The organism is Rasiella sp. SM2506 (genome assembly GCF_050859505.1).
Taxonomy (GTDB): Bacteria; Bacteroidota; Bacteroidia; order Flavobacteriales; family Flavobacteriaceae; genus Marinirhabdus.
The window spans coordinates 3271287-3284400 of sequence record NZ_CP193934.1; the positions used below are offsets into that span (position 1 = coordinate 3271287).

A 13114-nucleotide genomic window follows, 5' to 3' on the forward strand; every position below is an offset into this window, starting at 1 on the left:
ATGCTTGAATATAATCGCAGTTTATTACTTTTTGAAACATAAAACGAAAACTGCCTTGTCTATTTTAGTTATAATAGGATTATTGATAATCCCGAACCAATTTTATTTAACTTATAAAAGAATGGAACTAAAGGACGAAGCTTCCAGTATAGTTAATTATATTTATTTATCAAAAATAGCAACTGATGAGTATCCAGAAAACTTAAGTGACTATGAGTTTCGAAATCCGAATCACGAGAATTATTTTACATACCAACATTTTAGGCATAAAGATGCTTTTCGGCTCAGTTATTTTGTAGGTTCAAAGTCTACGTCTTATTGGTATAGTAATTCATCAACATACTGGGATTATTATGATGATTAATCTTGGAGCGAAGTGCCAGTGGCTAACAAAGAACTGAGGTAAAAAACAACCATTTTCTTCCTTAAATTTTGACATTATTTTTCTATGGCAAGAACTTCTCAATTTAAGTTTTTGCCTTTTTCATTTGTATGTAACTCAGGTTATTTTTTTAACACTGAAACAAATTCTTGGTCATAAGGCAGTCCTGATTTTGCAATTGCAAACGCCTGCCTTAATAACTTGTTGGCAACAGCGATTAACGCAAGCTTTTTACTCTTCCCTTTATTGACCAAGCGTTCATAGATTGCCCTACACCCTTTATTATGTTTGCAGGCATTGAACGAACACAGGAACAATAGGTTTCGCAGCTTTTTGTTGCCTACTTTGCTTATCCTACTTCGACCCCTAACGCTACTTCCAGACTCCCGTATGGTAGGTGTGATGCCTACATAACTACATAACTGGGAGGCATTCTCAAACTTGGAAAACCCATCGGTTACTACTATTAAGAACAATGCCGTCTTCATTCCTATTCCAGGTATACTCGTTAATAGTGTCAATTGGTGCTGTTGTTCTTTCTTGACCAGAGAGAGGATTCTTTCTTCGGTGGCTGCGAGTTCCTTGTCCAGGTGCTTTTTGTTTCTCTTCAAAGAGCGGAACACAGCTTTGGATGGTATACCCAGTGTTTCTTCACCGTGTATTTTGTTCTTGGTGGCTGTACGATGTTTGATGTAACTATCCATCAACCTAAAGAGTTGTAAACATTCGCTCTGGACTTCTGTCAAGGCATTATAAAGCGGGACATCATTGATAAGACCATAGTCACAGATGGCTTTTGCATCGCTCTTATCGGTCTTTACTTTAGCCAGTTTCATCTGTATGAACCTTTTGACCGACAAAGGATTAACAACAGACACTTCTACACCATTTTTGTAAAGAAATTGTGCGAGCCTGTAATGGTAATAACCCGTTGCTTCCATAACGACCAGTGCCTGCTGTGGTAACGATTTTAAAAAGGTCTTAAAACCCTTTTCATCATTCTTGAACTGGTTGTGGCCACTACTGCTCCCGTGAACATCGAAGACATCTTTACTAATGTCAACTCCAAAAGTTTCATTATATTTATTCATAAGAATTGATTTATGAAAGAACTAGCTACTCTACTCACAGCAACTTAAAAACGAGATCTCAAGTCTCATAGAACTGATCGTGATTTAAGTAGTAAAAGAGAGAGGATTATCAATGTTGTCGAAGTCTAAAGCTTCACCGCATATAGTAACCTTAATTCTCTCTTTTGTTCTTTCTGATTATATAACTAAATCTAGTTATTTTAATAAAAATCAAACTTAAGCCGCATATAATACAGCGGTCAAATGGTTACCTGAATTATATTTCCTTCTATTAATCGTATATTAGACAAGCGGATAAATCCGGAAGGCGGCGCCACTGCCCACAGCTGATCCTCCAGAGGCGGACACGGTTCGCACGCTGCGCCTCCAACGCTCAGCCGATGCAGCCGCTCAAGACCGCCGTAACCTATGCAAACCCGTTGTGTGCCATATGAGAAAAACACTCTGACATGAAAAAGTGGATGCTGATTCTTATACTAATTTTGACTTTAGGTTGCCAAACCAAAAAAGATATGAAAGAACAACAAAGGGACATAATTGAAAACTATATAAAGTCTTACAATGATTTTGACATAGTTGGAATGACCAAAAATCTTTCGAAAGATGTTATTTTTGAAAATGTTTCAAATGGAAATGTGGCATTGAGAACAGAAGGTATAACCGAATTTAAAAAACAAGCGGAATCTGCGAAGCACTATTTTACAAAAAGAAAACAAACCATTGAATTTTGGGAATTTGATAATTCGAAGGTTTCTGTTGAAATTGTCTATACAGCAACGTTAGCGATTGATTTACCAAACGGACTAAAAACTGGTAATACTCTCGAATTGAAGGGCAAATCGGAATTTGAATTTGAAAGTGGGAAAATTAAAAGTATAACGGACAAAAGTTAAATACAGCAAATAACACCGTATAAAATTAATTACTGGGCAAGTTTACTAACAAAAATTCTTACGGATTTTCTATGCAGTTTGTATTTACTAAATTAGGTTCTCAAACCACGCCACGAATCTTATTCAAATCCGTTAGCATCCATCAAATCAAAATCAAAAAAAAATGAAAGTTACAGTCGAAAAAAATGAAAAGGTTGCCAATATGATATTTGCCTCCATTTATCCTCTTTACCTGAATAGACTGGAAAAAAATGGAAGAACAAAAGAAGAACTCAATCAAGTAATTAAATGGTTCACTGGTTTTGATCAAGATTCCTTACAAGCACTTATTGAAGAAAAAGCAACCTTTAGAACATTTTTTCAAAAAGCTAAAATAAATCCAAACGCACACTTGATTAAAGGAGTCGTTTGTGGGTATCGAATTGAAGAAATAGAGGATGAATTTGAATTGTATAAACAATGTAGACGTATGGAAAAGCTGATTGATGAATTGGCGAAAGGTCGTAAAATGGAAAAAATTTTGCGTGAAGAAAAAAAGTAAAACGGGTGCCAGTAACATATATAATTCATGGCTAACAATCTCAAGAATTGAAAGTTCCTGCATTTTTCGATTAACTTTCAAGTCCGAAAAATCCAGAGAGCGAAGCCACTGTTCTGTAGACGTTGCAGCCAAATGCTTCGTCACTTTGCTACACGCATTCACTTTTAGCCAACGGAGCCACTCAAAACCGCCGTATTATAGGCAAATCCGTTGCTAATAAACATATAAAGACTGCAATATTTCTTAATTACAATTGTCTATACTTAAAGAAAACTGCTGAAAAATGAAAAAACTTTCCTGGATTACAATAGGAATTTTATCTACACTATTTGGTCTATATCCGATGATCTACTTTTTGATTGACCGACAATTTGGCCTATTAGCATCAAAATCTGCAGAACTTCTAAGTAATACTATATGGAATATTGCATTTTATAGCCACATCACTCTGGGTGGACTCGCTTTATTAATTGGGTGGTTACAGTTTAATCGAGAATTGAGAAAAAAGAAAATTAAATTACATAGAACCATTGGAAGAGCATATGTTCTTTCTGTTTTAGTAAGTGGAATTTGTGGACTTTATATTGCCTGGCATGCAACAGGCGGAATTATAAGTGTCCTTGGCTTTTTAACATTGGGACTGATTTGGTTGGGCACTACAATTTTTGGTTTCGAAGCAATTAAAAAAGGAAATATTGAATCACATGAAAAGTTAATGATTTTTAGTTACGCTGCTTGCTTTGCAGCAGTAACCTTAAGAATTTGGCTACCTCTATTAACTATTTTAATAGGTGAATTTACAAGCGCCTACAGAATAGTTGCTTGGCTATGTTGGGTTCCAAATATCATAGTAGCTTATTTCATTGTAAGAAAAAAACCAGCAACAAATTTAATTTGATTTCGAGTATAGTTTATAGATTAACACCAGAGATTTCGCCAGTTTTTATCTGGAGAGGTTGTGCATAGGCACGCCACATCTCATAGACATAAGCGTCGTGCTTCATTATTTATGAACTCCAATTAATTAAAAATCATATCTTTAGATAAACTAACCTCTAATGATAAAATTCTTCCGAAAAATACGCTACGACCTAATAGGAAAAAATAAAACTGGAAAGTATTTAAAATATGCTATTGGAGAAATTATACTAGTTGTTATCGGGATTCTAGTTGCATTACAAATTAATAATTGGAATGAACATCGCAAAATTACACATGCGGAAATAGAAATTCTTCATAATTTAAAAACTGAATTAAAATTCAACCTTGAAGAACTTAAAAAGATCAATAAACAACATACGTCGGAATTTGAAGACGGTATGTATCTTTTGCATCTTTTCGGAACTGATGTTTCGAATCTATCTGAATTAAAATTGGATTCCCTGATTTCAAATGCTTTTAGCGGATTTTCATTTGAAGCAAAAGATGGGTATATCAAATCACTTATTGCATCGAACAAAATCGATTACCTACAAAACTCTGAATTGAAATCATACATTTCATCTTTTGAATCGATGATCGTAGATGCCGACCAGGAAGATGGATACGTAAGAAGACTATTAAATGAACGTTTATGGCCTTCAACCGATGGTAAATTAAGTGTTTTAAATACTATTTCAACTTCTGATAGGTATCAAGAATTTCCAAAAGGAACCTATTCATCAGACTATGAATGGTTCTTCAATAATCGTGAAATGGAAGATTTGACTGCCAATATATTTGCTTGGAAAAAAGAGAATGTGATAGATGAACAAATTTTTATGGATAAAATCGAAATAATGATTCAGATTATCAATACTGAATTAAATAAAAAATAACTTAAGACAGTATAAAGTACTACACCAATTCTTATCAATATAAATCTTCTAAAAATGCCCCAAGTTTTAACAAGCTTGGCATTTTTTTATTAAAATTCTTTTCGGCAGGTAAATCTGATAAAAAAGAATGCTTATAATTTTGTAGGCAAACGGCTACGTATATATACCTATAAAACTAAATATCATATATTTAGCACAACCAATTGATTAAATTTCGCTGTACTATGAAAAAATATATTTTATTACTCGTCACCTGTATACTTAGCCAGACCATTCAGGCACAGGAAGACAACTACCTGTGGCTAGAAGAGGTTGATGGAAAGAAATCATTGGAGTTTGTAGCCGAGCAAAATAAAGCGACGCTGGCCGAACTAGGTACAGCAGAAGCGTATCAGTCTATGTATGATAAGAGTTTAGCGATTTATAACTCTTCAGAAAAAATAGCATATCCTACTATTCATGGGGATTTTGCTTACAATTTCTGGCAAGACGAAGATCATATAAGAGGTATTTGGAGAAGAAGTTCTTTAGAAAGCTTTATCAGCGGAAATCCAATTTGGGAAACTCTTCTTGATATTGACGCACTTTCAAAAAAAGATGATAAAAAATGGGTGTACAAAGGGAGTACTGGTTTATACCCGGATTACAATCGGTTTTTAGTACAACTTTCTGATGGTGGGGGCGATGCTGTGCTCATTAAAGAGTTTGATGTACAGAAAAAACAATTTATAGAAAACGGATTTTCAATAGAGGATACCAAAGGAGGTGCAGAGTATATTGATGAAAATACCTTGATAGTTGCTTCCGATTTTGGAGAGGGTACGTTGACAACATCTGGTTATCCAAGACAAGTAAAACTGTGGAAGCGCGGGACGCTGTTAGAAGATGCACAGCTTATTCATGAAGGAGAAACTACTGACGTAGGTAATTGGGGCTTTGTTTTTCGTGATGGTTCACAAGCATATACCATGATTGTCCATGGCATCACATTTTTTACAAACCGCGTATTAGTTTGGCACAACAATAAAGCAATAGCGTTAGACATTCCTAATGACGCTATGCCTGCTGGTATTTTAAACAATCAAATGATTTTACAGTTAAAATCAGATTGGTCTGTGAATTCTAAGACCTATAAAACCGGATCTGTTATAAGTCTAAATTTTAAGGAATTATTAAAAGGCACTAAGGAAATTCAACTCATTATAGAACCCGATGAATTTTCAAGTATTTCACAACTTGCTACTACCAAAAACAAATTGCTCATTAGCCTATTGACCGATGTTACGAGTCAGTTACACCTCTATTCATTCGAGAACAAAAAATGGAGTAGCGAAAAAGTAAATGCCCCGGATTTTGGGAGTATTTACATAGCGGGCACTAATAACTTGACAGACCAATATTTCTTTGAGTTTACAAATTTTACAACGCCAACTACCTTGTATTATGCCGATGCTGGCAAAAACACATTTGAAATCTACAAATCATTACCAGCATATTTTGACGCCAATACATATGAAATACAACAGCACAAAGCAAAATCTAAAGATGGAACGATGGTACCGTATTTTATGGTAGGGGCCAAAGGAATGAACTATGATGGTTCTAATCCCACGTTAATGTATGCGTACGGCGGCTTTGAAGCTTCCCAATCACCATTTTACGCTTCAACTTTTGGGGTATCATGGCTAGACAAAGGGGGCGTTTTTGTTTTGGCTAATATACGTGGTGGTGGCGAGTATGGCCCAAAATGGCATCAAGATGGAATGAAGGAGAAACGTCAAAATGTATTTGACGATTTATATGCCGTAACCGAAGACTTGATTACGAGAAAAATTAGTTCGCCAAAACATTTAGGTGTTATGGGAGGTAGTAATGGCGGCTTGTTAGTGGGTGTTGCATTTACGCAGCGACCAGATTTATACAATGCTGTGGTGTGCCAGGTGCCTTTGTTAGATATGCAGCGTTACAATAAACTATTGGCAGGAGCTAGCTGGATGGGCGAATTTGGTAACCCTGATATTCCCGAAGAATGGGCTTACATTAAAAAGTATTCGCCTTACCATAACCTAAAAGAAGGCATGGAGTATCCAGAAGTATTCTTCACCACCTCTACCAGGGATGATAGAGTGCATCCCGGTCATGCCAGAAAAATGGTAGCCAAAATGAATGACATGGGCTACAAAACCTATTATTATGAAAACACCGAAGGAGGCCATGCGGGTTCCTCTACAAATGAACAACGTGCAAAGTCACACGCTTTGACGTTTTCTTATTTGTTGAAGAAGTTGAAGTAATGTAAATGTATTGAACGTTTAAAATAAAAAGGCTCATTCTCACCTCATGTTTGGGTATTTTTTCTTCGGAAATAATAGACATTTTAGCTAATATGGTTCAAAAAATACGATTGAAAATGAGCCATGGCAACAAAAAAGATCGCACAACAAAGTAAAACCACTATACTCAATTAAAGCTAAGCTCATGATAATACCAATGCATAAAATAAAAACGCTATTCTTACCATTTCTGTTTATAATCGTGGTGATGGGTTGTAACACAAAAAATAAAGATAGCGTAGTGACTGAAGACACACAAAAGGCAACTTCCTATAATGTCCTTTCCAGCGTCATCGATTCTATTAATTCAGAAATACATAATGGAGAATATGGATTGATAGACCGTTTTATGGTCCTGCAAAATGATACCTTATTGGCAGATTTCACCTATAAGCAGGACTATGAAACCATTGTTCAAAAATACGACACCACCAACCATCAATACAATTTCAATAGTACCAATTGGCATCCCTACTATCAACAAAGTGAATTGCACTCACTTCAATCTGTCACCAAAAGTATTACCTCTATCCTGCTGGGTATTGCATTGGATTTGAATGAGAATTATACTGTTGGTAGCAAAGCAATGCCTTTGTTGAATGGTTCTGACACCGACTTTCAAGATAAAAGAAAGCAAAATATAACTCTTGAAAATTTGTTGACCATGAGAAGTGGTTTACAATGGAATGAAGAAACTGACCATAATGACACCACAAATGACTGTTTTAGGCTGGAATCCAGTGACAACTGGATCGACTATGTTTTAAGCAAGCCTATGGATACACTACCGGGAACAAGATTCGTGTATAATGGTGGCGGAACCGTTCTTTTAGGTAAAATCGTTAGAACTATTACAGGAAAACGAATCGACAAATGGGCAGAAGAAAAGTTATTTGCCCCACTTGGCATCACAGAGTACTACTGGAAAGAAACTCCTGATGGAGAAATTGACACCGAAGGCGGTTTATATCTTACCGCAGAAGACCTGGCAAAAATTGGTTCGTTGTTTCTGAATAAAGGAAAATGGAATGACAACCAAATTGTTTCTGAAAGTTGGGTTACAACTTCCACAAGCCCTTTGGTTAAAAACGTAAAACCTGAATGGCGAAAAGATATGGGATATGGCTATCAATGGTGGATTCCAGAATATACTGGTACTGGCAAAACCAATATTTATTCGGCTAACGGATATGGAGGACAGTTTTTAATGATGGCTCCGGAATACAATATAATCATCGTATTCAATGGCTGGAATATTAATGATGAACCTGAAAAGTCAACGTATAGAGTTTTGGAGGACAGAATACTTCCGGAACTGAAAAAATAAATAACTATTTACCCATGGACATCCCTTTCTTACATCCGATGAAGAGGCACGACGAAAGGAATGCATTAGCGAGCGAGGAAGGGCAAAAGAAAACTAATAATGCCGAATCTTCAATTAGATTGGGTAAACATCATTTTATTTAAATTCCTACCTTCTGGGGTACAGGTCCGAAACACAATGATTTGAATACTGTAGGCAACTACCTACGTACTTATACCTATCTAATTTATTATCATATATTTAGAACTTCTAACCAATTAAAACTTCATACCATGAAACAATACCTGCTATGTGTAATGATCCTTATCATTTCAGTATCTGCCTGTAAAGAACAACCTAAAAAAGAAGTCGCCATGGATCAAAATGAGAATTTTGATGCTTTTAAAGAGGAGTTCTTACAAGAGCTTTGGAAACAAAGTCCGGGTTTTGCATCCTGGGCCGGATTGCACGATTATGATTCTATTTTGAATGTAGATTCAGCAGAAAACAAACAAAAGTATCTCAACTCACTGAAAGAATTTGAGACGAAACTCCAGAAGTTTGAGCTCTCCAACTTAGATGATAGTAACAAAATAGACTATCACCTTATAGCAAATGCACTGGAATCTGGAGCATGGTATGTTAACGAGTTTAAAGGCCACGAATGGGATGCATCTGGCTATAACATTACAGGTCGCGTTTGGACCATAGTAAATGGCGATTATGCAGCTCTTGAAACACGATTAGAAATTCTATCTGCTTTGTTGAAAAACGTTCCTGCCTATTATGATGCTGCACTTGAGAATCTTACAAGGCCTACGATGGAGCATCTTGAACTTGGCTACAATCAAAACCAAGGAGCTTTAGGGATTTTAGGCGAGCAACTTTTGGATTCTATATCAAGTTCTACGCTAAGCGATGCTAAAAAAGAAACGCTGGTAGCAAGAGTACAATCCTCGAAAGAGGCAGTTAGCAACTATCTTACTTCACTTGAAAAACTAAAAGTTGAACTTACAGATGGCAAGGCCGAAAGCCCGAGAATCGGGAAAGCACTATTCGATAAAAAATATGCGTTAGAAATAAACTCAGATTATACGGCTGAAGAAATATATACTAAAGCATTAAAAGAGAAGAAGAAAATACACCAGCAAATGATTGAAATTTCAGATTCGATCTGGGATGATCATCTGGCAGGTATTGAAAAGCCCACAGATAAGATTGTCATGGTAAAAATGCTAATTGATAAAATTGCTGAAAAACATGTAGCTCGTGAAGACTTTGTTGATGAAATTAGACGCCAGATGCCCATCCTCGCTGCATTTGTAAAAGATAATGACCTTTTAACACAAGATCCGTCTAAACCTTTAGTGGTGCGTGAAATGCCCATACACTTACGTGGTGTTAGTGGTGCATCTGTCTCCAGTCCTGGTCCTTACGAAAAAGGAAAGGATACCTATTACAATGTGACCCCGCTTGACGGCTACAGCGATGAAGAAGCTGAAAGTAATTTAAGAGAATACAATCACTATATCCTCCAAATATTAAATATCCATGAAGGAATCCCCGGTCATTATACGCAGCTTGTGTATGGTAACGAATCTCCAAGTATCATTAAATCTATATTAGGAAATGGAGCAATGGTCGAGGGCTGGGCAAACTACGCCGAAATAATGATGCTGGAAGAAGGGTATAATGAATCACCAGAAATGTGGTTAATGTGGTACAAATGGCAGTTAAGATCTATGACTAATACAATTTTAGATTATAGTTATCACGTGCTTAATCTTGAAAAAGAAGAAGCGATGCAATTGATGATTGCAGAAGCGTTTCAGGAAAAAACAGAGGCGGAGGAAAAGTGGGTGAGAGTTACTTTATCTTCTGCACAACTCAGTTCTTATTTTACCGGTTTTTCTCAAATTTATGAATTGAGAGAGGAGCTGAAAGCACTAAAAGGCGATGAGTTCGATTTAAAAGAATTTCACGAACAGTTTTTAAGCTACGGAAATGCTCCCGTAAAATATATTCGTGAGTTGATGTTGAAGTAAACTCTAAGTTGATTTATACCTTAAAACTTAATTTTTAACTAAAATGGGGATATTCAATTTCTAATGAAATGACATAAATCAAAATGTTATTGACTATTTGCCAGATAATGAGTTTATTATAAATTCAAGAAAATTTGAATGGAAAATGACCAACAAAATGTGAGATCGGAACTATAATAACAAGTACATTGGCGAAACGCTGTAACAATACGCATAAGCTTCCCTTAGAACCGAACTGCTTTGTACGGTATCTATACAGATGAATGCAATAAAAATTTATGAGTATTGATTCGTAGCAATTTAAAATTAGCTGATAGTCAGATTTCCGCTCTGCACAGCATTTTGATAAGTACAAAGTCTTCATACATGTAACATTCTCCAATACTTTAAACAGCACAATAGTTTTTACAAACGCTCAAGTAAACGCTGAAAAAACTAGTATGCTGTTTCTACAAGTGTAAATACTAAACGACTGCCAATTCCCTTACCTTTAATATATTGGAAGGAACTTTTGTGCCATTTGTAACTACTTTGGGTGAAACCGGTTCTCCGTTGTCTGACACAACCGAGGTTACATAGGTAGTAGAATTTTCCATCTTATACTCTTTTCTAAAACCTACAAGCGCTACAGCAATATTTCGTTCTTTGGCGCCTTCAGTCACAAATTCTTTTATCATTTGCAGCACATCGTGGTCAATATAAACTGTTGTTGAAGCATCGATTTTAATTTTACTACCTTCAGGTAAATGGGCAAACGTTTGTTTTATGGCAGCTTTATTCAAAAATGAAACCTCTTGTGCTAATTCCATATTAATAGTTTCGCCTTCTTTATGCTTATCCTTTTTAAAGAAATAAGCTAGCTTCACATTTCCTCGTAAAATGAAGTATATACTCACAGCCATCCCTATCCCGACACCCACTAACAAATCTGTAAAGACCACTGCTACAATAGTAACTACAAAGGGTATAAACTGGAATTTTTTACTGTTACGCCACATATGAACGAACTTTGCAGGGCTTGCTAGTTTATAACCAATAACAAGTAACACAGCAGCAAGAGATGCTAATGGAATTAAATTTAATAAAAATGGAATCGCGAGTACTGCAGCCATTAAAAATATACCGTGCGAGATTGCTGCTAGTTTGGTTCTACCTCCAGCATTAATATTTGCCGAAGTTCTAACAATTACAGAGGTCACAGGAATACCGCCAATTAAACAACTAAGCATATTCCCTACACCTTGCGCTTTTAACTCTCTATTTGTGTTTGTATAGCGCTTTAAAGGATCCAATTTGTCTGCTGCTTCGATACATAACAAGGTTTCTATACTGGCTACGGCTGCAATGGTGATTGCAACAATCCAGATATCTATATTTCCTATTTGGGAAAAATCCGGCAAACTAAACTGACTCCAAAATTGTGTCATAGATTCAGGCACCGGAAGACTTACCAAATGCTCTGGACTTATGGCTAAGGATGAGCCTGTTGCTTTAAAAGTTTCATTAATGGCTACACCCGCCAATACGGCAACCAAAGCTCCTGGAATAGATTTCATTTGTTTTAAGAATGGGACTTTTAAAAATGCAATGAGAATGGCCAATGAAGCCAATACAACAATAACAGCACCTGGATGTATAAAATTAACTGTATTTGCTAATGTTGTAAAAATTTGATGATCTCCAGCTGCATTTACAAACCAATAATCACCTTCGTGCATTTCATCAAATCCTACTGCGTGTGGTAATTGTGATAAAATAATAATGATTCCTATCGCTGCCAGCATTCCTTCAATGACATTAGAAGGTAAGTAATTAGAAAGAACACCTGCTTTCACAAAGCCTAAGATAATTTGTAAGACCCCTGCTAATACACCTGCCAGCAAGAAGGCTTCAAACGATCCTAAAGTTGCTATTGCTGCTAAAACGATTGCCGTTAATCCCGCAGCTGGACCAGACACACTAAGTTGTGAACCACTAAGCGTACCCACGACAATTCCTGCAACTACTCCAGAAATAATTCCTGAAAATAATGGTGCACCACTCGCAAGAGCAATACCCAAACATAATGGTAAGGCGACTAAAAAGACAACCAATCCCGATTTTATATCGGATTTAAAATATTTTGTTGAAAAATTTTTCATAGCTATTGTAAATTATATTTTCTTATTTTTTTTCTGAAATTTTATAAATTGAAGAGGTTTATCAATGAAAATTTCTTTTCCGTAATTTCCTCAGAAACATCTACTGGAACTTCAATCACGTTTTTTACATTTTTTTTGATATAACTGGTGGCATCAAACCATTTCTTGTTAGGACAATTCAATGTTTCTTTTTTTGGAACAATGGCATATTCCGCATCAATTTGTTCTAAAAAATTTTGGAAAGCAAATGAGTTAACACCTGTAAATAATTCAAAAGAAAAGGTTTGAATAGTATTCTTATGTTCTAGCACAATACGGCGTTTGGCCTTTTCAAAATCATCCGTAAATTGTTTTCGAATTTGTTCTCTTTCGTTGAAATGGGTAATTCCCCAACGTGTGTCTGGCAACTTGTAACCCGCAATCAATTTAATATCCAGTTTAGTATCAGGATAGTTTAAAATTGCATATTCAACAAGCTGTAACGATTCAACAGTAAAATCTGTAGGAATAAGTATTTTTCTCATCTTTTTTAACTTTTTAGCAAACATAGTTGCCAATTGTTAGA

At 35.8% G+C, this 13114-nt stretch carries 11 protein-coding genes; 8 read left to right on the forward strand and 3 right to left on the reverse strand.

Annotated elements, in window-relative coordinates; genetic code table 11:
• The first annotated feature begins 121 nt into the window (after positions 1–121).
• Positions 122–364, forward strand: coding sequence for a hypothetical protein (locus tag ACQ2HF_RS14705; protein WP_432411177.1), 243 nt, complete (start codon positions 122–124; stop codon positions 362–364).
• Between the two features lie 140 nt (positions 365–504).
• Here the strand turns inward: ACQ2HF_RS14705 and ACQ2HF_RS14710 are convergent, their stop codons facing one another.
• Entirely contained in the window at positions 505–1473 is a 969-nt protein-coding gene (locus ACQ2HF_RS14710) for an IS110 family transposase (RefSeq protein WP_432410405.1), read from the reverse strand.
• A 449-nt stretch (positions 1474–1922) separates the two neighbouring features.
• Between ACQ2HF_RS14710 and ACQ2HF_RS14715 the strand changes: the two genes are divergently transcribed.
• The 7 genes from ACQ2HF_RS14715 to ACQ2HF_RS14745 all read left to right on the forward strand — a co-directional run bounded on the left by ACQ2HF_RS14715 (position 1923) and on the right by ACQ2HF_RS14745 (position 10408).
• Positions 1923–2366 carry a nuclear transport factor 2 family protein gene (locus ACQ2HF_RS14715; protein ID WP_432411178.1) on the forward strand — a complete coding sequence of 148 codons (444 nt, stop codon included), beginning with the start codon at positions 1923–1925 and terminating at the stop codon, positions 2364–2366.
• Positions 2367–2529: 163 nt separating this feature from the next.
• Positions 2530–2907, forward strand: coding sequence for a DUF2200 domain-containing protein (locus tag ACQ2HF_RS14720; RefSeq protein WP_432411179.1), 378 nt, complete (start codon positions 2530–2532; stop codon positions 2905–2907).
• A 283-nt stretch (positions 2908–3190) separates the two neighbouring features.
• Positions 3191–3805, forward strand: a complete 615-nt coding sequence (locus tag ACQ2HF_RS14725) for a DUF2306 domain-containing protein (protein ID WP_432411180.1) — start codon at positions 3191–3193, stop codon at positions 3803–3805.
• Between the two features lie 160 nt (positions 3806–3965).
• Positions 3966–4724, forward strand: a complete 759-nt coding sequence (locus tag ACQ2HF_RS14730) for a DUF6090 family protein (protein WP_432411181.1) — start codon at positions 3966–3968, stop codon at positions 4722–4724.
• Between the two features lie 224 nt (positions 4725–4948).
• The gene (locus ACQ2HF_RS14735) at positions 4949–7018 is read left to right on the forward strand and encodes a prolyl oligopeptidase family serine peptidase (protein WP_432411182.1); all 2070 of its coding nucleotides are present in this window, start codon (positions 4949–4951) and stop codon (positions 7016–7018) included.
• A 184-nt stretch (positions 7019–7202) separates the two neighbouring features.
• Positions 7203–8384, forward strand: coding sequence for a serine hydrolase domain-containing protein (locus ACQ2HF_RS14740; RefSeq protein WP_432411183.1), 1182 nt, complete (start codon positions 7203–7205; stop codon positions 8382–8384).
• Positions 8385–8656: 272 nt separating this feature from the next.
• Positions 8657–10408 carry a DUF885 domain-containing protein gene (locus ACQ2HF_RS14745; RefSeq protein ID WP_432411184.1) on the forward strand — a complete coding sequence of 584 codons (1752 nt, stop codon included), beginning with the start codon at positions 8657–8659 and terminating at the stop codon, positions 10406–10408.
• A 464-nt stretch (positions 10409–10872) separates the two neighbouring features.
• Here ACQ2HF_RS14745 and ACQ2HF_RS14750 read toward each other — a convergent pair whose 3' ends face one another.
• Both ACQ2HF_RS14750 and ACQ2HF_RS14755 read right to left on the reverse strand, forming a co-directional pair.
• Complete coding sequence (locus ACQ2HF_RS14750; protein ID WP_432411185.1) at positions 10873–12549, reverse strand: SulP family inorganic anion transporter; 1677 nt, start codon at positions 12547–12549, stop codon at positions 10873–10875.
• A 41-nt stretch (positions 12550–12590) separates the two neighbouring features.
• A complete protein-coding gene (locus tag ACQ2HF_RS14755) occupies positions 12591–13097 on the reverse strand; it encodes a hypothetical protein (protein ID WP_432411186.1) in 507 nt (168 codons plus the stop codon).
• Positions 13098–13114: the final 17 nt, after the last annotated feature.

Bases quoted from the DNA above. Each gene is read 5' to 3' on its own strand.
- ACQ2HF_RS14740 (WP_432411183.1), top strand. From the start codon at position 7,203: ATGATAATACCAATGCATAAAATAAAAACGCTATTCTTACCATTTCTG.
- ACQ2HF_RS14730 (WP_432411181.1), top strand. From the start codon at position 3,966: ATGATAAAATTCTTCCGAAAAATACGCTACGACCTAATAGGAAAAAAT.
- ACQ2HF_RS14745 (WP_432411184.1), top strand. From the start codon at position 8,657: ATGAAACAATACCTGCTATGTGTAATGATCCTTATCATTTCAGTATCT.
- ACQ2HF_RS14755 (WP_432411186.1), bottom strand. From the start codon at position 13,097: ATGTTTGCTAAAAAGTTAAAAAAGATGAGAAAAATACTTATTCCTACA.
- ACQ2HF_RS14720 (WP_432411179.1), top strand. From the start codon at position 2,530: ATGAAAGTTACAGTCGAAAAAAATGAAAAGGTTGCCAATATGATATTT.
- ACQ2HF_RS14710 (WP_432410405.1), bottom strand. From the start codon at position 1,473: ATGAATAAATATAATGAAACTTTTGGAGTTGACATTAGTAAAGATGTC.
- ACQ2HF_RS14725 (WP_432411180.1), top strand. From the start codon at position 3,191: ATGAAAAAACTTTCCTGGATTACAATAGGAATTTTATCTACACTATTT.
- ACQ2HF_RS14735 (WP_432411182.1), top strand. From the start codon at position 4,949: ATGAAAAAATATATTTTATTACTCGTCACCTGTATACTTAGCCAGACC.
- ACQ2HF_RS14715 (WP_432411178.1), top strand. From the start codon at position 1,923: ATGAAAAAGTGGATGCTGATTCTTATACTAATTTTGACTTTAGGTTGC.
- ACQ2HF_RS14705 (WP_432411177.1), top strand. From the start codon at position 122: ATGGAACTAAAGGACGAAGCTTCCAGTATAGTTAATTATATTTATTTA.
- ACQ2HF_RS14750 (WP_432411185.1), bottom strand. From the start codon at position 12,549: ATGAAAAATTTTTCAACAAAATATTTTAAATCCGATATAAAATCGGGA.